Origin of the sequence: Brooklawnia cerclae (assembly GCF_011758645.1) — a bacterium.
Taxonomy (GTDB): Bacteria; Actinomycetota; Actinomycetes; order Propionibacteriales; family Propionibacteriaceae; genus Brooklawnia; species Brooklawnia cerclae.
The window spans coordinates 1,189,947-1,210,271 of the sequence record NZ_JAAMOZ010000001.1 but is presented as its reverse complement, the minus strand read 5'-3'; the positions used below and the strand labels follow the sequence as shown (position 1 = coordinate 1,210,271).

Below are 20,325 nucleotides of genomic sequence, written 5' to 3'. Positions count from 1 at the left end.
CTCCCGATCCGCCGATTTCGCGACAACTCTAGACGGCGAGGCAGGACGGACCCAACAGCGCCTTGAGGTCGGCGATCAGAGGCTGCGACGGTGTCACCCGCCATTCGTCGCCCACCTTGAGGGTGGTGGTCTTCTCGCGGCTCACGAGACGCAGGCGCACCTCCGTGGCCCCGGAATGCGCACCGAGAACTCCCCTCAACCGCTCGACGACCGCCGGAGTGCAGCGATTCGCACGTAGCTGGATCACGACCGGGCGCGACTCGTCCGAGCTGAGGTCGAGCCCCACCACGCTGTCGGCGTGCATCTCGATCGTCTCGTCCCGCACGCTGAGCCGTCCCTTGACCCGGACGATCGAGTCGGGCACCAGGGCCGATGCCACCTGGTCGTAGACGTTCGGGAACACCGACACGTTGACCGCGGCGTCCAAGTCCTCCACCGCGATCGTCGCCCACATGCGCCCCTGCCGCGTCTGACGGCGCTGCACCTGGGTGATCATCCCGCAGATCGTGTGGGTGGAGCCCGCCTCGCCGCGCTCGCTGAGCCCGGCGATCGTCGTGCTGCGCTCCGTGGCGATGACGTGCTCGAGACCATTGAGCGGATGATCCGACACATACAGCCCGAGCATCTCGCGCTCGAAGGCCAGGCGGGTGCGCTTGTCCCAGTCCTCCACGTCGGGGATCGGGGTGTGGATCACCGCGGAGGTGGGCTCGTCGGTCCCGAAGCTGCCCAGGAGGCTGTCCTGGCCGTGCTCCTCGTTGCGCTTGAGTTCGACCACCTGATCGATCGCTTCCTCGTAGATCTCCATGAGGCCACGCCGCGAGTGCTCCAGAGAGTCGAACGCGCCGGCCTTGATCAACGACTCGATCACTCGCTTGTTGCACACCACCAGCGGCATGTTGTCGAGGAAACCATGGAAGCTCGTCGCCCGTCCGTGCTCGATGCGGGCGCTCTCGATGGCGTCCACGACGTTCGAGCCGACGTTGCGGATGGCCGTCAGGCCGAAACGGATGTCCTCGCCGACGGCGGTGAACATGCCCTCGGAGTCGTTGACGTCGGGCGACAGCACGCGGATGCCCATACGCCGGCACTCGGCGAGGTACTCGGCCGACTTGTCCTTGTCGTTGCGCACCGACTGCAGCAACGCCGCCATGTACTCGGTCGGGTAGTTGGCCTTCAGCCATGCCGTCTGGTAGCTGACCAGGCCGTAGGCCGCCGAGTGCGACTTGTTGAACGCGTAGTCGCTGAACGGGACGAGGATGTCCCAGACCGTCTGGAAGGCGTTCTCGGAGTAGCCCCGCTCGAGCATGCCGTCCTTGAACCGGTCGTACTGGGCGTCCAGCTCCTTCTTCTTCTTCTTGCCCATCACGCGACGGAGCAGGTCTGCGGCGCCCAGCGTGTAGCCGGCCAGGCGCTGCGCGATCGCCATGACCTGCTCCTGGTAGACGATCAGGCCGTAGGTCTCGTCCAGGATGTCGGCGAGTGGCTCGGCGAGCTCCGGGTGGATCGGGGTCACCGGCTCGCGGCCGGTCTTGCGCCGCGCGTACTTGTTGTGGGAGTCGGCGCCCATCGGCCCGGGCCGGTAGAGAGCGCCGACTGCGGAGATGTCCTCGAACTTGTCGGGACGCATGGACCGCAGCAATGCCCGCATGGGCCCGCCGTCCAGCTGGAAGACGCCGAGGGTGTCGCCCCTCTGGAGCAGCTCGAAGGTGGCCGGGTCGTCCAGCGGGATCGTCTCCAGCGCGACCTCGACGCCCTGGTTGCGCTTGATGTTGTGCAGGGCGTCGCCGATGACCGTGAGGTTCCGCAACCCGAGGAAGTCCATCTTGACCAGGCCCAGCGACTCCGCACTGGGGTAGTCGAACTGGGTGATGATCGCGCCGTCCTGCTCACGTTTCATCACCGGGATCACGTCGGTCAGCGGAACCGACCCCATGATGACACCGCAGGCGTGCACACCCCACTGACGCTTCAGTCCCTCGATGCCCTGAGCGGTGGTGACCACCTCCTGCACCTCGGGATCGGCCTCGTACAGCTCCCGGAACTCTCCGCCCTCGGCGTAGCGGGGATGCTCGGAGTTGAAGATCTGCTTGAGCGGCACGTCCTTGCCCATCACCGCCGCCGGCATGGCCTTGGTGATGCGCTCGCCGACCGAGAAGGGCTTGTCGAGGACGCGCGCCGAATCCTTCACCGCCTGCTTCGCCTTGATCGTGCCGTAGGTGACGATCTGGGCCACGTGGTCGCGTCCGTAACGCTGGCTGACGTACTCGATCACCTCGTCGCGCCGACGCTCGTCGAAGTCGACGTCGAAGTCGGGCAACGACGGTCGCTCCGGGTTGAGGAACCGCTCGAACAGCAGGCCGTACGGCAACGGGTCGAGATCGGTGATGCCCATGGCGTAGGCGATGATCGAGCCTGCACCCGAGCCTCGGCCGGGCCCGACGCGGATGCCGTGGCGCTTCGCCCAGCCGATGTAGTCGGCGACCACCAGGTAGTAGCCCGGGTAGCCCTTCTGCAGGATGATGCCCATCTCGTAGTCGGCACGCTCGCGGATGTGCGTGGGCAGCGGGTCGCCGTAGCGCCGGACGAGTCCTTCCTCGGCCTCGTGACGGAACCAGCTCTCTTCCGTCTGGCCCTCGGGCACGGGGAACTGCGGCATGAACGTGCCGTTTCCCTCGTCGAAATGCGTCTCGCAGCGCTCGGCGATGGCCAGGGTGCTGTCACAGGCCTCGGGGTAGTTGCTGAACAGCGTGCGCATCTCGTCGGCCGACCGCAGGTAGTAGCCCGTCCCGTCGAACTTGAAGCGGTTGGGCTCCGACAGCCGCGACCCGGAGGAGACACAGAGCAGGATGTCCTGGGCCTGCGCGTCCTCGGCGCGTACGTAGTGCAGGTCGTTGGTGGCCACCAGCGGTGCACCGATCTGGCGCGCGAGGCGGACCAGGTCCTCCCTGACCCTGCGCTCGATGGACAGGCCGTGGTCCATCAACTCGACGAAGAAGTTCTCGCGCCCGAAGATCGACTGGAACTCCGCGGCCGAGGCGACGGCCTTGTCGTACATACCCAGGCGCAAGTAGGTCTGTACCTCGCCCGACGGGCAGCCGCTGGTGGCGATCAACCCTTCGTGGTACTCGGACAGGAGTTCGCGGTCGGCACGCGGCTTGTAGAAGTAGCCCTCCAGGCTGGAGCGGCTCGACAGCTTGAACAGGTTGTGCATTCCGGCGCGGTTCTCGCTCCAGATGGTCATGTGGGTGTAGGCGCCCTTGGCCGCGACGTCGTCGCCGGTACCGTCACCGAACTGGACCCGTTTGCGTTCCCAGCGCGGCGTGCCAGGAGTGAGATAGGCCTCCAGGCCGATGATCGGATTGATCTCGTACTTCTTGGCCGTCTTGTAGAACTCGTAGGCCCCGAACATGTTGCCGTGATCGGTGATGGCCAGCGCGGGCATGCCCTGCCGTTTCGCCTCGGCCATCAGGTCATCCACGCGGGCCGCACCATCCAGCATCGAGAAATCGGTGTGGTTGTGCAAGTGAACGAAACCGGTCGCCATGCCTCAGCCTTCCCCTTCGTCCGAACCTGCAACACCCTACCCGCGCCGCACGACAAATCGGTGGTGCGCCACGACCGCGACGCCGAAGTTACGTCAACCAGCATTGACACCCTCCCATGATGTCAACTACGGTTGACGCCATGGATGAGACGATCGCCCAGCTTCACGGGCAGAGCCCCGACATCGGCGAAGGACTCCGCGCCGCCGTGGCCCTCCGGCATCTCGCGGACTCCCTGGAAGCCCGCGAAGTCGCCCGGGCCCGCGCCTCCGGATGGTCGTGGCAGCTCATCGCCACACATCTCGACGTGACCAAGCAGGCAGTGCACAAGAAATACGCCCACATCGACCGCTGAGGAGCCCAGATGTTCAACCGATTCGCCAACGGCGCCCGCGAGGCCGTGACGGCTGCCGTCGCCCAGGCGCACGACATGGGGCATACGACGCTCGGCGCCGGTCACCTGTTGATCGGCGCCTGCACCGCCGACGATCAGGTCACGGCCGTGCTGGGCCGTCACGGCGTCGACGCTGCCGCACTCCGGCGAGGCATGTCGGGCGAGGGCTTCGCCGGCCTGTCGATCACCGAGGTCGACGCCCTGGAGAGCATCGGCATCGACGTGCCGCAACTCGTGCGGGAGATCGGGCCGCTGCCTTCGTCGCGCAAGCCGTGGTCCTCACGGCGGAGTGGGACGAGAGGAGGCGGGGCGATGGAGTTCTCCCCCGGCGCGAAGAAGGCCCTCGAAGCGGCGGTGGTACACGTCAAGGGCACGCGGGGCCGTCCCGTCACCCCGGCGGTCGTGGCCGCGTGCTGCCTGGACGACCCCAGAGTGCACGCACTCGTGGAGAAGCTGGGGGCGGCCCCGGCCCGGATCAGGGGCGACCTGCTGGCCCAGGACGCCGACCCCGGCAGTGGGCCCCGGTCGGCCGTCTGACCGGGCAGGCACACCACCGGAGCGTCGTTCGACCGGAGCGGTCGCGTGACAGAACTGACCCGATTCGCACTGCCTTGTCCCCCATACGAGCATTCGGCGTAGCCGGAGGATCTCGCGCACGCAGTTGAGGAAGTCGTGTCACGACTCCACCGCCAGACGGAGTCCCCTTCACCCCCGGACGACCCGTTCCATCACTTGCACAATTTCTTTGCAAAGGTATTGTGCATTCCATGGAACCGACGGAATCCCAGAAGGACACGACCATCCATCTGGACGCGGCCGGCGTGAAAGCACTCGCCCACCCGCTGCGGTCACGGCTCGTCAGCGCGCTGCGCACAGGAGGCCCCGACACCGCTACCGGGTTGGCCCGCAGACTGGGAACCAACTCCGGCGCGACCAGCTATCACCTCCGCCGTCTCGCCGAGGTGGGCCTGGTGGTCGAGACCGACGAGGGCACCGCGCGCGAACGCGTGTGGAAAGCGGCCACCCGCGGGCACTCCTGGCGGCGCAGCGAACTGGACGCCGACGAGGACGCGCGCGTCGCCATGGACTGGCTCGAAAGCCACTACCTGCGGCTGCTCGTGGAGCGCCAAGAGGCCTACCGCGATCACGAGCTCGACTGGCCGGTCCGCTGGCGCGACGTCCTCGGGTACGGCGACGACTCCCTGGTCGTGACCGCCGAGCAACTCCGCCGGTTCAGCGACGAGTTCGAGGCACTGCTCGCGCGCTACCGGCATGCCGGTCAGGCCGATCCCGAGGCGACCAGAATCGTCTTCCACTACGTAGCCGCACCGTACGACCCGGCCGCTCCCCCACCGGATGCCGGCGGCTCCCCCGAGCCCGCCGACGAGTCGGACTGAACCCATGCCGAGCATCCGGCACGTCGAGCGTGTCTTCTGGGCCCTCACCTTCGCGCGCTGGTTCCCGATCGGACTGGTTGCGGGTGTATACACCCTGCTGGCGACCGAGCGAGGGCTCACCGTCGCCCAGATCGGCGTCTACTCGGCGGTCCAGGGAGCGATCATCCTTCTCCTGGAGCTGCCGACCTCCGGATTCGCCGACGCGCTGGGACGAAAGCCCGTGCTGGTGGTGGCGGGCGCTTTCGGCGTCCTCAGCGGCCTCGCCTACCTGCTCGCGCACGATTTCGCTGCGTTCGTGCTCGCCTCGGCGCTCATGGGTGTCTTCCGGGCGCTCGACTCGGGCCCGCTGGAGGCATGGTTCGTCGACGCCGTGCGCGCGATCGAGCCGGGACGTCCGGTGGGAACGGCACTGGCGCGTTCGCATGCGCTGCTGGGGATCGGCATCGCCTCCGGTTCGTTGCTGAGCGGGGGGCTCATCGCCTGGCATCCTTTCCGGGACGCGTCCGCGCTCGACCTGCCCGTCGTGCTGCTCGTCATCGGCCAGGCGGTCGATCTGGCGATGATCATCGGCCTCATGTCCGAGCCGCGTACCACCTCCGGGCGGTCCGGCGCGTCCACCGACGATCGCCGCGCGCAGGTTCTGGCGTCCGTGCGTGCGACCCCTGGGGTGATCGCGAGCGGGCTGCGTCTCCTGCGATCCAGCGGGGTGCTGCGCGGTTTGCTCGTGGCCGAGACACTCTGGGTCGTGGCGATGTTCGCCCAGGAGAACCTCATGCCCCTGCGCCTGGCCGATTTCCTCGGCAGCGAGGCCCGCGCGGGCGTCTGGCTCGGGCCGCTGGTGGCCGTGGGCTGGCTGGGATTCGCACTGGCGTCCTGGCTGGCCGGACGCTTCGGGCGCATCCTGGGATTCGCTCGCACGGCTCTGGTCTCCCGGCTGGCCCACGGCATTGCCGCCGCCCTCATGGGGGTGATGCCCGGTGCGGCGTCACTGGCCGGGGCCTACCTGGTCACCTATTCCTTGCACGGCGCCAACGGCACGGCGCACGCGACCCTGCTGCACGACCAGGCGGACGCGTCAAACCGTGCAACCGTGCTCTCGGTCGACTCGATGGCCACATCCATCGGCGTCCTGGTCTTCTATCCCCTTCTGGGAGCCTTCGCCGAGCGCTGGGGCAACGGTCCCGCCATGGTCTGTGCGGGACTCGTCGGCGCCGCGGGACTCGTCGGCTACCTGCCCGCCGTCCTCGTCGAGCGGCGCGGGCTCCGCGAGGGCCGGGACGCGTAGCACAGCGGATCGACCCCGGAAGACCCGGGGCACGACCTCGATGTGGATGCGCGGGCCGCGCGGCAAGCCGATCTCGGCGTCGAGCCTCATGCGCATCGCCAGCCAGGCCACGCCGCACACGGCGGCGATCACGGCAGCCACCGCCCCGACGAGCACCGACGACCGCGGCCCGAACACGTCGGCGATCCAGCCCATGATCGGCGCGCCGATCGGGGTACCGCCGGTGAGCACCGCCATGTAGACGGCCATGACCCGACCCCGCATCTCGGGATTGGTCGACAGCTGAACATATCCGTTGGCCGAGGCCGTCATCAGTTGCATGCACATCCCGCCCAGCGGCAGGGCGAGCGCGAACGCCCACGCGACCGGCATGGCCGAGCCCACCGCCAACGCCAGTCCCATGCCGGCACATGCGACGACGATCACACGCAACCGCGGACGGTCATGCCGCGCGGCCAGCAGTGCCCCCGCCACCGAGCCGAGGGCCAGTGCGGAGTTGAACAGGCCGAAGTGCTCCGCGCCCAGATGGAACACCACCGTGCACATCGCGGCGATGAACACGGGGAAGTTCAGGCTGAACGTCTCGGCGATCAGGATGAGGATCATGACCGCCATCAGGTCGGTCCGGCGCCTGACGTAGCGGAACCCTTCCAGCAGGGCGCCTTTGGCACGCTCGGCCCGCTCAGGGTGCAGCAACTCCCCGTCACGGATCCACCACAGGGAGGCGAGGACCGCGGCGAAGGTCATCCCGTTGATCAGGAACGCCCACCCCGCCCCGAGCCAGGCGACCAGAAGACCGGCCACGGCCGGGCCGACCATGCGGCCCAGGTTGAACGACGCGGAGTTCAACGACACCGCGTTGCCGATGAGGCGCTCGTCCACCAGTTCGGAGACGAAGACCTGGCGGGGCGGGGAATCGAGCGCGCTCACGATGCCGAGCAGCAGCGCGAACAGATACACCAGCGGGAGTGTCGCGTGGCCGGTGACCACCACGGCCCCCAGACCGAAGGCGAGGACCGCCTGGAGGGCCTGGGTGAGCATCAGCAGCTTGCGGGTGTCGAAATGGTCGGCCATGAACCCCGACACCGGGATGAACAGCACCTGCGGGCCGAACTGGAGGGCCATGGTGAAGCCGACCGCAACGGCGTCGTTGTCGGTGAGGTCGTTGATGACGATCCAGTCCTGGGCCGTCCGCTGGAGCCACGTGCCGATGTTGGAGACCAGCGCCCCGGCGAACCAGATCCGGTAGTTACGGACGGCGAACGATCGCAGCGCCTCGCTCATCGTCCCTGCCCGCCCGGCTCCCCCGATTCGGCGAGCGCGCGGAGGATCGGAGCCGCGTCGGCGACCAGCAGCCGCTGCTCGTCGGTCAACCCGTCCAGGGCACCGGCGAGCCACTCGGAGCGCCGGCGATGCACGTCACTGACGAACTCCTCGCCCGTCCCGGTCGCCGCCAGGCGGAAGACCCGGGCGTCGGACTCGTCCCGTTCACGCTGGGCCAGCCCGAGCCCGACCAGACGGTCCGCGGTCCGCGTGATGGACGGCGGGCTCACCTGGACGAACTCGGCCATCTCGGTGAAGGTACGCGGACCTGTCCGCACGAGGAAGGCGAGCACCGAGTACTGCAACTCGTTCAGTTGCCCGGACCCGCGTTCGCTGCGGATCCTCCGCCAGAGCTTGCCGACCGCGGCACGCAGGTCGTCGCTCAAGGAATCGAGCTGGGCCGCCGTCGTCGGGGCGACCGGATCGTCCACGGTGGCGGGTGGTGAACCGGCTTGATCATTCTCTAACTTTCCGGAACTAACCACCTGCCTATCGTAGCGGGTCACGCCGGGACGGGCGGCGTGGGACAATTCTGTGGACCACCCGTGCAACCCTGCACCTGTGAGTCACCCGGTCGGCCCATCACCCCGGCCGGCCCATCACAAGGAGCGACCATGCGAACCCTGCTCAACGTCATCTGGTTCCTGCTGGCGGGCCTGGAGCTCTTCATCGCCTACGTCTTCTTCGGGATCATCGCCTGCATCTTCGTCGTCACGATCCCGGCCGGCGTCGCATGCTTCCGGATGGCCAGCTACGTCGTATGGCCGTTCGGCCGTGAAGTCGTCCCCAAGCCAGGCGCCGGTGCCGGCTCGGCGCTCATGAACATCGTCTGGTTCCTCGTGGCCGGGCTCTGGCTCGCCATCGGCCACATCACCACCGCGGCGGCACAGGCCGTCACCATCATCGGCATCCCGCTGGCCATCGCGAACATCAAGCTCATCCCCGTGACGTGCTTCCCGTTCGGCAAGCAGATCGTCGAGTCGCCCGGCGCGCGCCTGTTCTAGCCCGTGCGGGCGGGGCCGGACGCGCGGTTTCCCCGGCGTCCCGACGTGTAGCGTTTGGGCCATGCTAGCTGTCCAGGCCACCAGCCTGTCCCCCTCCGACCCGCTGCAGGGTCTGACCATCGGCGAGCACCCCGACCCGCAGCCCCGCGACGGGTGGGTCGTCGTCACCCCGAAGGTCACCAGCCTCAACCACCACGACCTCTGGTCGTTGCGCGGCGTGGGCCTGTCCGCCGACCAGTTGCCGCGCATCCTGGGATGCGACGCCGCCGGCCTCGACCCGGACGGCAACGAGGTCGTCGTCCACCCCATCGTGACCAGCACCGGATGGCAGGGCCCCGAGCCCCTCGACCCACGCCGGACCCTCCTGTCGGAGGGCGTGGACGGCACGTTCGCCGAGCGCCTCCTGGTGCCCGCGAGCAACCTCGTCCCGAAACCGGCCGACCTGCCCTGGGAGGTCGCGGCGGTCGCCCCGGTGGCATGGCTCACCGCCTATCGCATGCTGTTCACCCAGGCGGGCGTGCGTCCCGGCGATCTCGTGCTCGTGCAGGGCAGTGGCGGTGGAGTGAACTCCGCAGCCATCCAGCTGGCCAGTGCCGCGGGTATCCGGGTCTTCGCCACCAGCCGGGACGCGGCCAGACGTGACCGTGCGCTGGCGCTGGGAGCCGAGCGGGTGTTCGAGGCCGGCGCCCGCCTGCCCGAGAAGGTGGACGCGGTCATCGACAACGTCGGCGCCGCGACCTGGAGCCATTCGATCAACGTGCTGCGGCCCGGCGGCACCCTGGTCACCTGCGGAGCCACCAGCGGGGACGCTCCCACGCGGGCGGAACTGACGAAGGTCTTCTTCCGGGAACTCCGCGTCCAGGGATCGACGGCCGGCACCCGTGAGGAGCTGACGGACCTGCTCCGTTTTATGGCCCACCACCGCATCGAGCCCGTCATCGACACCGTGCTTCCGCTGTCGCAGGCCCGCACCGGGTTCGCCCGGCTCTTGGCCGGCGAGGCGTTCGGCAAGATCGTTTTCACCCACTGACACGACCGACCAACCAAGGAGTTCATCCGTGCCAACAATCACCTCGTTCGAGGTCGCCGACGTCCGATTCCCCACGTCCCTGCAAGCCGACGGCTCGGACGCGATGAACAAGGACGGCGACTACTCGGCCACCTACGTGACCCTCCACACCGACGGCACAGACGCCGCTGGCAAGGAGCTTCGCGGGTACGGCATCACCTTCACCATCGGACGCGGCAACGACATCGTGTGCATGGCCGCGCGCGAACTCGCCCAGCGGCTGGTCGGACGCGACGTCAACGCCATGGTGAACGACATGGGCGGCACCTACCTGTCGTTCAGCGAGGACTCGCAGATGCGCTGGCTCGGGCCCGAGAAGGGTGTCGTCCACCTTGCTCTGTCGGCCGTGATGAACGCCGCGTGGGACCTCGCCGGGCGCCTCGCGGGCAAGCCGGTGTGGCGCCTGCTGGCCGAGATGCCGCCCGAGCAGCTCGTCGACATCGCCGACCTGCGCTACCTGTCCGACGTGCTCCCGCGCGAACGCGCGCTCGAGATCCTGCAGGACGCGGCTCCGACCCGCGGCGAGCGCATCGCGCAGCTCGAGGCGCAGGGCTACCCCGCCTACACCACCGCCGCCGGGTGGCTCGGCTACTCGGACGAGAAGATGGTGCGCATCATCGGTGAGCAGGAGAAGCTCGGCTTCACCGCGGTGAAACTCAAGGTCGGCGGCAGCATCGACGACGACATCCGCCGTTGTCGACTGGCCCGCGAGACCATCGGCCCCGACCGACCCCTCATGATCGACGCCAACCAGGTGTGGGACGTTCCCACGGCGATCGACTGGGTCGGGCACCTGGCGCAGTTCGACCTCAAGTGGATCGAGGAGCCCACCAGCCCCGACGACATCCTCGGCCACAAGAAGATCCGGGACGCGGTAGCCCCCATCGGCGTGGCCACGGGCGAGCACTGCCACAACCGGGTGATGTTCAAGCAATTCCTCGAGTCGGGCGCCATGGACTACTGCCAGGTGGACGCGGGCCGCCTCGCCTCGCTCAACGAGATCCTCGCGGTGCTGCTGCTCGCCAAGCACTTCGACGTGCCGGTGTGCCCGCACGCGGGCGGGGTCGGGCTGTGCGAGATGGTGCACCACGCATCGATGCTCGACTACGTGGCTGTCTCGGGCTCGTGGGACCGCAACATCACCGAGTACGTCGACAACCTGCACGAGCACTTCGTCAACCCGGTCAAGGTCGCGAACGGCCGCTACCAGGTGACCGGCGACCCCGGCTACAACACCGAGATGTTCACCGAGTCGATCGCCGAGTTCAGCTTCCCCGACGGCACCTACTGGGCCGGGACGCGGAACTGATCGTCCGGTCGTTGCGTCCGGCGGACGCTTTGGCGGGTGCCGTGCGTTTCCGGCGGGCCGCCTGACTTCGCGCGGGTGCTGTGTGCTCCGGCGGGCGGTATACGGCCTGCGGGAAGCCACGGCGCCCGCGCGAATTTCACGCGGGCCGCGTGACCGCGCAGGACGCGTCCACGCTGGCTGGTTCGCTAACGCCAGCGAGTTCGCTCTCTTCGCCAAAGGTCTACTGGTGGGGGCTTACCCGACTGCGGCAGCATCCCTCCTGTGGACCACACTTACGCTCGTCGGCTGGCATTCCTGGGCCTCGCCGTCCTCATTGCGCTCGTCACCCTCGCTCATCCGTTCGTGACATATGAATCCCAACTCACTGCCCTTCGCTTGTGGCATTCCCGTCCGGATGCCAGTCGCACTGAACTCACCGTAGGCATAGCCAGATCACCGGTCGCTGCCGCGTCGGACACGGACCTCTGCACGTGGTTCCCCTGGCTCCCCGGGTGCAAGCCCAACGAACCAGCAAGCCTGCCGTCGCAGGCCATCGTTGGGGGTGCCCATCCGTCCATCAGGTCTGGGACCCGCCTCGCCCGGCTTGATGTGCCTCCTCCGAAAGTCCACTAGCGCGCGACCATCTGGCGGCGGAGGATCTTGTCGTGCGGTTGTTTCTCGAGCTTCACCGCACGGGAGAGATCTCCAGCCCCATCCATCGTCGAGTCATTTCAGTTTGTTGAGCCCTGCCGTGCTTGGTCAACAAGGGCTCTGTTCAGAAGGTCCCCGTGTCACCCCCCATTCGATCGATAGGTGAAAGATGACCAGTCAGACGCACCACACAACCAACACCAGGAAGCGGGTCGCGGGTGCCGCGATCTGCGCACTTCTCGCCATCCCGCTCGTATCGGTAACGACCAGCCAAGTGGCGCACGCGAGTTGCACAGACTCGTCGTTCTCGTTCTCTTGGCCCATCATCAGCGACACCCAGTACACGCCGGCCAGATACAAGGACAACACGTCGTATGTGTATCTGAATGCCCAGTACAACGAGGCGGGCAGGACCTACGTCGCATGGGCCTCGGCGTACTCCAACGGCTCATACATCGACGTGAGCGACGGCCACAGCTACGAGATCCGGCAGGGCAACACGTACACGCTGACGAACTACGTGCGCGAGTGGGGATACACCCAGGCGTCAATCGGCGCCAGGAAGATCGGACCCATCGGGCTCAAGGCCAACGGCCTGTGGAGCCCGGACTACTGCTGACGCCGATCGGGCCGGACTCGGACGCCGGGGTGCTGCCCACATCGCACCAGGCAGCACACCCCGGTGTCCGCTAGGCTCGCAGCGCCACGTTGCTGCCCACTACCTCAAGGAGGCTGGAGTGAACGGAGGCCAACGCCCCGCTATGAGAATCAACCTGAGTCATGTCACCAAGGTCATCAAGGGTGCTGTCGTCCTCGACGACATGAGCATGACCCTAGCGGGCGGTCGCATCTACGGGCTTCGAGGCCCCAACGGGTCGGGAAAGACCATGCTCATGCGTGCGATCTGCGGGCTGATCCGGCCGACCAGCGGCGAGATCGCGATCGACGATCGCCTGCTGGGTAAGGGTTTGGCCTTCCCTGACAGCACGGGCGCCCTGATCGAGAACCCCGCGTTCCTCCCCCAGTACACAGCCCTGCAGAACCTTCGGCTGCTTGCCATGATTCGTGGCGTCGCTACTGAGGCGAGCCTGCGCCAGACTCTGACCGACGTCGGATTGAGGGCCGACGACCAGCGCGTCTTCCGTAAGTTCTCCCTCGGCATGAAGCAGCGCCTCGGCATCGCCGCCGCGCTCATGGAGAGACCGCGCCTCATCGTTGTGGACGAGCCGACCAACGGCCTCGACCGCGATGGGGTGGCGCAATTGCGTGGTCTGCTCACACGCCACCGCGACGAGGGCGCGCTCGTGGTTCTCGCCTCGCACGACCGCGCGGAGCTTGAGTTTCTGTCGGACGAGGTCTTCGAGATCTCCGAGGGGCGTCTCGCCGCGCATCACGGCCGCACCGAGGAGCCCACGGAATCGACTGGAGGGCGGCAATAGTGCGAGGAAAACTGCCGATCCGCTGGCTTCTTGCCGCCGTGTTGGTCGCCACCCTCGGAGTTTGCGTCACGTGGCGGATCGCCGATGTCAACGCCAGGTGGCCGCAGCCTGAGACTCACACGGCACTGCCCAGCGAACCCCTCACCATCAACGGCTTGACGATCACCCTTACCGGTGCACGCCTCATCGACGGCTCGCAGATTCCGGAAGTCCTCAACGGCTATACGCCGACCAGTGAAGACCGTATTGGCACCGTGAAGCTGATGCTGGTCGACATCACGCTCCGCAACGAGACGACCGAACCGATGGGTTCTGAAACACTCGATTCGATACTGTTCTTCAGCTTGTGGTCCGGGCCCTGGTACAACGGAGTCGATCTCGGAGGTATACAGGCAGCGAATCCCGCTGGAAGGCCGTCGAATATCCCTGCCGGAGAGGAAGCCCGCTTGAGCTTGCCTTACAACCTCTATGATCATCAGTTCGAGCAGGCCGAATGGGACACGGTGGACGAGCGGTCCTTCACACTGAGCCTGATGACATACCCAGACAAGTACGAACTGCGTCTGCCTGACGTGGGCAGGTGAACGGACGACCATGTCAGGAAGACTGCTGATGATCGAACTCAAGCGGGCCTTCACCGGCCGCTCCATGCTGCTGGCGTTGGCTGCTGGGCTCGCGGTGGTGACTCTGCACATGACACAGGTGATCCCGCTGTCGCAGATGAGCGTCGAGCGAAAGTCCGCGCTCTCCCCTTCCTACCCGCACTCCCTGTACCGGTTCTGGCTGGGCTACGACATGAGCGAGATGGCCGGCCTCCTGTTTCTGTTTCTGCTCCCACTGCTCGCGGCCCTGCCGTTCGGGGCCTCGCTCTTCGACGACCGGCGCTCGGGCTACGACATCAATGTGGTCACGCGCGCGCCGCGCGGCCGGTATTACCGAGCGAAAGCCGTGGCCGTCTTCGTGTCGGCAGGCGTGGCGGTGGCCTTCCCTTTGCTGCTGGATCTGTGCCTGACGGCGATGTTCCTGCCCGCGATACGCCCCGAGGCAACTGTGTTCGGCATCCCCGAGACAGGCATGTGGAGCGGTCTGTTCTACGAGCACCCGCTGGTATATGTGCTGGCATACGTCCTGGTGAACTTCTTGTGGGCTGGATCGATCGGGCTGATGTCTGTGGTAGCGGGCTACATCGTGGCAAATCGGATTCTGGTCGTGGCGACCCCGTTCATCATCCTTTGGGTCGCCGAGTTCGCCCTTGCTGCGATCCCCGAGGGTGCAGGATCCAGATTCTCCCCGATGGAACTCGTGAACGCCCACCAGACAACTGTCGGCATCGGATTCGGAGCAATGGCTGTCGAGTGGCTCGTGGTGACGGCCCTTGCGGCCGGATTCGTGGCCCTAAGGTCAAGGGTCGATGAGTCGCTCTGACCACGGCCGTGCCCGCCGGCTTTTCGCAGCCTTCGCGCACGATCTGCAGGTAGGCGTTCGCTCGAATATCTTGAACTACCTGGTCGCAGCCGCCGTGTTCGCCCTGCTGTGCGATCAGGCCCGACGCACCGGTGACGTATCCCTCCCGGATCAGACCCCCGCGTGGATCGACTACGCCCTGCACGCACTCAACGGTGTGCCTACCCCTGCCGCGGACCACGACGGCCTCGTGCTGCCCATCACATGGCTGTTGCCGCAGGTTCTGCTGGCGCTGCTCGTTGCCTCGTATCCGGCCAAAGGCCTGAGCGGCTACTCCGTCCACACGCTCCACTGTGTGGGAAGCCGCACGGATTGGTGGGTGGCCAAATGGCTGTGGCTGGTGTTCACCGTGCTCACGTTCTACGCAGTCGCCGCGCTGGTATGGCTGGTATTCAGTCTCGTATTCGACGGGATGACCGCAGCGCCCCGCCCCGACGTGGGAGCGGTCATCAACGGGCTGGACATGTCGCAGGTCACCACGGCCGAGGCCTACGGTCTGCTCGCGGTGCCGGTGCTGCTCTCATTGGCCATGTCGACCGTTCAGATGGTCCTTGCCCTTACCCTGCGGCCTATGCTTGCCTTCCTGCTGGTGGTCAGCTACCTCGCGGTCTCGTCGTTGAGCCGCTCCAAGCTTCTCGTCGGCGATTTCGCGATGGTGGCACGCAACGGTGCCTTCGACACCCAAGGCGTGAAAACCGCACCCATGTGCGCGATCCTGGCGGCGGTCATTCTCGTGACGATCGGTGTGGGCCTGTGGTCCTTCAACCGACGAGACCTCTTGCCGCAGTGACGAACCATTCAGGTGGTTCGGAGGCTGTCGACACCCCGGCTATGTGATGTAGCCATTCTCGATCGCCCACCTGACCAACTGCGTCCGCGACTTGGCCCCGCTCTTTCGTAGCCCCGATGCGATATGTGCTTTCACTGTAGATTCGCCGATGCCCAGCCTGCGGCCGATCTGCTGGCTTGTCAGTCCCTCCGCCGCAAGTACTACCACCTCGCACTCACGACCGGTCAGGACGGAACGCTCACCGGTGCCCAGTAGCGCCGCTTCAATCTCGTCAATGGACGCGGACTTCGACACGAATGCGTCCGCCATCGATGCCCGTGCCTGGTTCTGGGTGGTGCCTGAATCATAGGACGAGAAGAGCACCACACGAAGCTCCGGATGACGAGTCTTGAGATCGGCCGAGGCCGAAAGCCCATCCAAGCCCGGCATCCGGGCATCCATCAAGACAGCATCCACCTTGTTGCCATCGCAATACGCGATCACCTCGAAGCCATCGCCGAGGGTGTCCACGATTTCCACCGCACCACGCCGTGCGAGCATACGTGCCACGGCATCGCGGACGATGGGATCGTCGTCAACAACCAGAGCCCGCTTGGCCCGCTCAGGCATCATCGTCTCCCACAGGAATGCTGAACTCCACTATCCACCGCCCATCTCGCGTCCCAGTGGATATCATGCCACCCAGTGCGCGCACTTCATCGGCCATGATCACCAGCCCAAGGCCGGTCGAGATCGCCCTTCCCCCTGGGACGTCCACCGGATTACTGAAGGCACCCCGCACCACACCAGCGGCTCGATCCCAGCGAATCGAGCACTCGTATTCGCCCTGCTCCCCGCCGTGTTTCACCATGTTCCTGGTCGCCTCCACGGCCACGGCTGAGAGCCCCGAGATCACCTCAGCCGAAGCCTGTGGGGGAAGATCACATTCCCACACGACAACGCGACCGCTCCGGCCCAGCTGACGGGCTTGGGATTCGAGAACACATCGCACCTGTTCCGCATGGTCGGCGCTGGACGACATGATGTCTCGCCCCTGTTGCAAGGAGGCCATCATCTCCCGGGTTTGGTCGACGACTCTTTCGCAGGCATTCTCAGCAACAAGAAGCGCCTCATGCGACGACCCATCATCAAGTTCCTGACGGGCCTCCCGGGTGAGCCATAGAGCCTGGGCAGCAGACTGCGCGATGGAATCATGCATGGCCCGCGCCGCGGATTGCAGTGTTCGGCGTACCTTTTGCGCTTCCCTGACGCTCCTGGCCCGGCGGCGCTGACGGGAGACACCGACTACCTCACCAACGATCGTGAAGACCACGGCCAACAAGACGAAGTTGCCCATCAAGTCCCTCCACGTGTGCCACGTTGTGGCGCTGACGGTCTGGTGCATCCCCATCAGGATCAGGTAGACCGCCGACCACAGCAGGGCGAACAGCCTTCGCCGATCAGCCAGCGCGGCCACGAGAATCACATAGCCACCCAGTGCCGAGAAAGTGATGTCCGTACTGGGTCTCGCGACATACGCCAGAAGCAACAGAGTGCCGGTCCCCGTCGCCGAGACGGCCAAGCGACAGCCTGAGAAAGCCACCGCCACCAGGATCCCGATCTGCATCGCAGCCGCCAGCCAGTCGCTCTCGCGAGGCAGCCCCGAACTGACATACATGCCCCCGAGAATCACGGCCGCCACGATCGTCCAACGTTGGTCGGGTGTTGTCCCAACCGAGCCGCGAACCGTCTCCCCCGGCCGATGGGAATCGGCAACCTCCGGCCATGTCTCGATCATGACGTCATCGTGTCACAGATGGCACACAGGCATCTCAGACGGCCCGTGGCCCTTCTGGCCAGCTTCCACCAGCACCCGCGATGCCGGTTCTGGCCCGACTCCGTCTCCTACTCCCACATCGATCTCGACCGGGTCCGGGCTCACCGGCAGGTGACCGATGCCTATCTGGTCGGCCTGGCTGCCCATCACGACGCGAAAGTGGCCACATTCGACGCAGACCTGGCCGCCGAACACCCGGAACGCACTGTCCTGCTGTCCTCGTGACCTCAGCGGCAGATCACCCGCACCGCGTGGGCAAAGCCACTACTTTATGATCCCTTCCACCACTTCTATCATTTCGGCGTCGTAATAGGACATTATGACGGCCGCAGCGACCTGCATAACCAGAAGCGCGACCACAAATATCCACTTTCGCTTGAACCCGACCAAGACGACTCCGCCCAAGAAGAGAAGCGCTCCTGATAGCCATATCCTTCCGATCATGCCGTTGAGATAGCCCAGTCGTATGCCCTCTTCTGTCACGTTGACTATCACGTGTTTGCCGACAGCCATCGACGCATTCAGATATCCGATGGATGCAGCGAACCCGATGACGAGACCTGTGAGAATGTAGATCACCAGGGGCAGAACTCTGCCAGTCCTTCCACGAGACTCTCCACCTTTGCGATCGTCACCACTCATGGGATACCCCCTTGTGGGTCGACTGTGAGGGCTCGCCGCCCGACGGCACAGCGCGGGTCGGCAGCGCATGGCCGGTCCCCGAGCACGATGTCACTATGTCACACGGCTGCGTCATCGGTGATGTCGCCAATTGATCGAGGTGCACACTGTAGCTACACTTGTGGCCATGTCGGTCGACCCGCAGATGGCTTTGAGAGACGCCAAGAACCATCTCTCGGAGTTGGTGGACCAGGTGGAGCGTGAACACCACCGAGTGGTGATCACCAAGCACGGCAGGCCCGCGGCCGTCGTGGTGAGCATCGACGACCTGGAGTCGCTGGAAGAGACACTCGACATCCTGGCCCGTCCGGCGCTGCTCGCAGAGATCCGCGACAGCCTCGACGAGCTCACGAACGAGTCGGCCGAGGTTCTGGACAAGGACGCAGCGCTCCGGTTGATCAGCCGTGACTGACGAACCACATCCGATCGCCTGGTCCCCGCGAGCCAAGCGCGCACTCCAGCGGCTACCCGAACGAGTGAGTCTCGCGGTGATCGAGTTCGTCTACGGCCCGCTGGCCGACAACCCGCGCCGCGTGGGCAAAGCACCGCGCCTCGACATGGAGGGCCTGCACAGCGCTCGCCGCGGTGACTACCGCGTCATCTACCGCATCGACGACGGCCGCGTCACGATTGTCGCCATCGATCACCGTTCTGACATCTACCGTCCGCGCTGAACCAGACTGACCGCCCGCCTCAGGCCATCAACTGCCGGTCGGACGGGTTGATCGGGCGCGGAAGCGCACTGGTCTCGCCGGTCAGGAACGCGTCCACGCCGTTGGCGCAGCTTCTGCCCTCGGCTATCGCCCAGACGATCAACGACTGGCCGCGTCCGGCGTCGCCGCAGGCGAAAACCCCGGGGATCGCGGTCTGATAGTTGTGGTCGCGCACGATGTTCCCGCGCTCGTCCAGATCCACCCCCAGCTGGGAGACGACGCCATCGGCCTCCGGGCCGAGGAAGCCCATCGCCAGCAGCACGAGCTGGGCCGGGATCACGCGCTCGGTGCCCTCGATGGGCGCGAACCTGGTCTGCGGTCCCCCGACCTCGACGATGCGCAGCCCGCTGACCGCGCCGTTCTCGCCGAGGAACTCCGCGGTGTTCACGCTGTAGAGACGCTCGCCGCCCTCCTCGTTCGCCGAAGCCACCCGGTAGATCATCGGATAGGTCGGCCACGGCTGCGAGTCGGGACGATCGGCCGGCGGATGAGGCATGATCTCCAGCTGCGTCACCGACCGGGCGCCCTGCCGCAGCGCGGTGCCGAGGCAGTCGTTGGAGGTGTCGCCGCCGCCGATAACGACGACGTCCTTGCCCTCCGCGGTGATCTGGTCGGGCACCTCACGGGTGAGAGCCTTGGTCGCCTGCGGCAGGTACTCCATCGCCTGGTGGATGCCGGCCAGCTCGCGGCCCGGCGCCTTGAGATCACGCGGGCGGGTGGAGCCGATCGCGAGGACGACGGCGTCGAACCGTTCCAGGAGCTGCTCGCCGGTGATGTCGATGCCGATGTTGGTCGACGGCTTGAAGGTGGTGCCCTCCAGCGTCATCTGCTTGAGCCGGCGATCGAGCACCGACTTCTCCATCTTGAAGTTCGGGATGCCGTAGCGCATAAGGCCGCCGATCGCGTCCGCCCGCTCGTACACGACGACCGTGTGCCCGGCCCTCGTGAGCTGCTGAGCCACGGCGAGCCCGGAGGGACCCGACCCGACGACCGCGACTGTCTTCAGGGTGTGCCAGTCGGCCAGTTGCGGAGTGACGCGGCGGTCGGCCCATCCCTTGTCGATGATCGAGACCTCGATGTTCTTGATGGTCACGGGGTCACGGTTGATGCCCTCGACACAGGCGGTCTCACACGGTGCCGGGCACAGGCGCCCGGTGAACTCCGGGAAGTTGTTCGTCGCGTGCAACCGGTCGAGCGCGTCCTGCCACTCGTCGCGCCACAGCAGGTCGTTCCACTCCGGGATCAGGTTACCCAGCGGACAGCCGTTATGACAGAACGGGATGCCGCAGTCCATGCAGCGTCCGGCCTGCTTGCTGATGATCGGCAGCAGCGCGAGCCCGGGTGTGCCGGGGTAGACCTCGTCCCAGTCGCCGACACGCTCGTCGGTCGGGCGCCGCCCCGCGACCTCGCGCGGAGTCGTCATGAAACCAGTCGGGTCAGCCACGAGTGGCCTCCAATCGTCTCGTCGT

21 protein-coding genes and 1 pseudogene are annotated in these 20,325 nt (G+C 66.3%); 15 read left to right on the top strand and 7 right to left on the bottom strand.

The window, feature by feature from the left end:
* Positions 1–28: 28 nt before the first annotated feature.
* Positions 29–3,544 carry a DNA polymerase III subunit alpha gene (dnaE, locus tag FB473_RS05805; RefSeq protein ID WP_167165524.1) on the bottom strand — a complete coding sequence of 1,172 codons (3,516 nt, stop codon included), beginning with the start codon at positions 3,542–3,544 and terminating at the stop codon, positions 29–31.
* A gap of 140 nt (positions 3,545–3,684) precedes the next feature.
* On the opposite strand from dnaE, the gene FB473_RS05800 reads away from it, so the two are divergent.
* The 4 genes and pseudogenes from FB473_RS05800 to FB473_RS17895 form a co-directional block, all read left to right on the top strand.
* Positions 3,685–3,897 (top strand): hypothetical protein, encoded by a 213-nt coding sequence (locus tag FB473_RS05800; protein ID WP_167165522.1) that lies wholly within the window; start codon positions 3,685–3,687, stop codon positions 3,895–3,897.
* Positions 3,898–3,906: 9 nt separating this feature from the next.
* A complete protein-coding gene (locus FB473_RS05795; RefSeq protein ID WP_167165520.1) occupies positions 3,907–4,473 on the top strand; it encodes a hypothetical protein in 567 nt (188 codons plus the stop codon).
* Between the two features lie 230 nt (positions 4,474–4,703).
* On the top strand, positions 4,704–5,333 hold the full coding sequence (locus FB473_RS05790; RefSeq protein WP_167165518.1) for a winged helix-turn-helix domain-containing protein: 630 nt from the start codon (positions 4,704–4,706) through the stop codon (positions 5,331–5,333).
* Positions 5,293–6,408: pseudogene (locus FB473_RS17895) on the top strand (MFS transporter); the annotation flags it as partial. The gene FB473_RS05790 and the pseudogene FB473_RS17895, both read left to right, overlap by 41 nt.
* Here the strand turns inward: FB473_RS17895 and FB473_RS05780 are convergent.
* Complete coding sequence (locus tag FB473_RS05780) at positions 6,409–7,902, bottom strand: MFS transporter (RefSeq protein ID WP_208390453.1); 1,494 nt, start codon at positions 7,900–7,902, stop codon at positions 6,409–6,411.
* A complete protein-coding gene (locus FB473_RS05775; RefSeq protein ID WP_167165514.1) occupies positions 7,899–8,372 on the bottom strand; it encodes a MarR family transcriptional regulator in 474 nt (157 codons plus the stop codon). The genes FB473_RS05780 and FB473_RS05775 overlap by 4 nt, the downstream gene beginning before the upstream one ends.
* A 183-nt stretch (positions 8,373–8,555) precedes the next feature.
* On the opposite strand from FB473_RS05775, the gene FB473_RS05770 reads away from it, so the two are divergent.
* The 8 genes from FB473_RS05770 (at position 8,556) to FB473_RS05735 (ending at position 15,646) form a co-directional block, all read left to right on the top strand.
* Positions 8,556–8,945, top strand: coding sequence for a YccF domain-containing protein (locus FB473_RS05770; protein ID WP_167165513.1), 390 nt, complete (start codon positions 8,556–8,558; stop codon positions 8,943–8,945).
* Positions 8,946–9,006: 61 nt separating this feature from the next.
* Complete coding sequence (locus FB473_RS05765) at positions 9,007–9,975, top strand: zinc-binding dehydrogenase (RefSeq protein ID WP_167165511.1); 969 nt, start codon at positions 9,007–9,009, stop codon at positions 9,973–9,975.
* Positions 9,976–10,003: 28 nt separating this feature from the next.
* Positions 10,004–11,323 (top strand): enolase C-terminal domain-like protein, encoded by a 1,320-nt coding sequence (locus tag FB473_RS05760; protein WP_167165509.1) that lies wholly within the window; start codon positions 10,004–10,006, stop codon positions 11,321–11,323.
* 799 nt (positions 11,324–12,122) lie between these two features.
* Positions 12,123–12,572 (top strand): DUF2712 domain-containing protein, encoded by a 450-nt coding sequence (locus tag FB473_RS05755; protein WP_167165507.1) that lies wholly within the window; start codon positions 12,123–12,125, stop codon positions 12,570–12,572.
* Between the two features lie 142 nt (positions 12,573–12,714).
* Positions 12,715–13,392 carry an ATP-binding cassette domain-containing protein gene (locus FB473_RS05750; RefSeq protein WP_167165505.1) on the top strand — a complete coding sequence of 226 codons (678 nt, stop codon included), beginning with the start codon at positions 12,715–12,717 and terminating at the stop codon, positions 13,390–13,392.
* Positions 13,392–13,976, top strand: coding sequence for a hypothetical protein (locus FB473_RS05745; RefSeq protein ID WP_167165503.1), 585 nt, complete (start codon positions 13,392–13,394; stop codon positions 13,974–13,976). Before FB473_RS05750 ends, FB473_RS05745 begins: the two co-directional genes overlap by 1 nt.
* A gap of 28 nt (positions 13,977–14,004) precedes the next feature.
* Complete coding sequence (locus tag FB473_RS05740; RefSeq protein WP_167165501.1) at positions 14,005–14,817, top strand: hypothetical protein; 813 nt, start codon at positions 14,005–14,007, stop codon at positions 14,815–14,817.
* Positions 14,804–15,646, top strand: coding sequence for a DUF2705 family protein (locus FB473_RS05735; RefSeq protein ID WP_167165499.1), 843 nt, complete (start codon positions 14,804–14,806; stop codon positions 15,644–15,646). The genes FB473_RS05740 and FB473_RS05735 overlap by 14 nt, the downstream gene beginning before the upstream one ends.
* Before the next feature lie 39 nt (positions 15,647–15,685).
* Here FB473_RS05735 and FB473_RS05730 read toward each other — a convergent pair whose 3' ends face one another.
* Together FB473_RS05730 and FB473_RS05725 are read right to left on the bottom strand one after the other, a co-directional pair.
* A complete protein-coding gene (locus FB473_RS05730; RefSeq protein ID WP_167165497.1) occupies positions 15,686–16,255 on the bottom strand; it encodes a response regulator transcription factor in 570 nt (189 codons plus the stop codon).
* Positions 16,248–17,423: a sensor histidine kinase gene (locus FB473_RS05725; RefSeq protein ID WP_167165495.1), complete on the bottom strand. Its 1,176-nt coding sequence runs from the start codon at positions 17,421–17,423 to the stop codon at positions 16,248–16,250. The genes FB473_RS05730 and FB473_RS05725 overlap by 8 nt, the downstream gene beginning before the upstream one ends.
* 18 nt (positions 17,424–17,441) lie before the next feature.
* On the opposite strand from FB473_RS05725, the gene FB473_RS05720 reads away from it, so the two are divergent.
* The gene (locus tag FB473_RS05720) at positions 17,442–17,687 is read left to right on the top strand and encodes a PIN domain-containing protein (RefSeq protein ID WP_167165494.1); all 246 of its coding nucleotides are present in this window, start codon (positions 17,442–17,444) and stop codon (positions 17,685–17,687) included.
* A gap of 39 nt (positions 17,688–17,726) precedes the next feature.
* Here the strand turns inward: FB473_RS05720 and FB473_RS05715 are convergent, their stop codons facing one another.
* Positions 17,727–18,104 carry a hypothetical protein gene (locus FB473_RS05715; RefSeq protein ID WP_167165492.1) on the bottom strand — a complete coding sequence of 126 codons (378 nt, stop codon included), beginning with the start codon at positions 18,102–18,104 and terminating at the stop codon, positions 17,727–17,729.
* 166 nt (positions 18,105–18,270) lie between these two features.
* Here FB473_RS05715 and FB473_RS05710 point away from each other — a divergent pair, with 166 nt between their 5' ends.
* Both FB473_RS05710 and FB473_RS05705 read left to right on the top strand, forming a co-directional pair.
* Positions 18,271–18,555, top strand: a complete 285-nt coding sequence (locus FB473_RS05710; protein WP_208390452.1) for a type II toxin-antitoxin system Phd/YefM family antitoxin — start codon at positions 18,271–18,273, stop codon at positions 18,553–18,555.
* Positions 18,548–18,817: a type II toxin-antitoxin system RelE family toxin gene (locus FB473_RS05705; protein WP_341770043.1), complete on the top strand. Its 270-nt coding sequence runs from the start codon at positions 18,548–18,550 to the stop codon at positions 18,815–18,817. Before FB473_RS05710 ends, FB473_RS05705 begins: the two co-directional genes overlap by 8 nt.
* Positions 18,818–18,836: 19 nt before the next feature.
* Here FB473_RS05705 and FB473_RS05700 read toward each other — a convergent pair whose 3' ends face one another.
* A complete protein-coding gene (locus FB473_RS05700; RefSeq protein ID WP_167165490.1) occupies positions 18,837–20,300 on the bottom strand; it encodes a glutamate synthase small subunit in 1,464 nt (487 codons plus the stop codon).
* Positions 20,301–20,325: the final 25 nt, after the last annotated feature.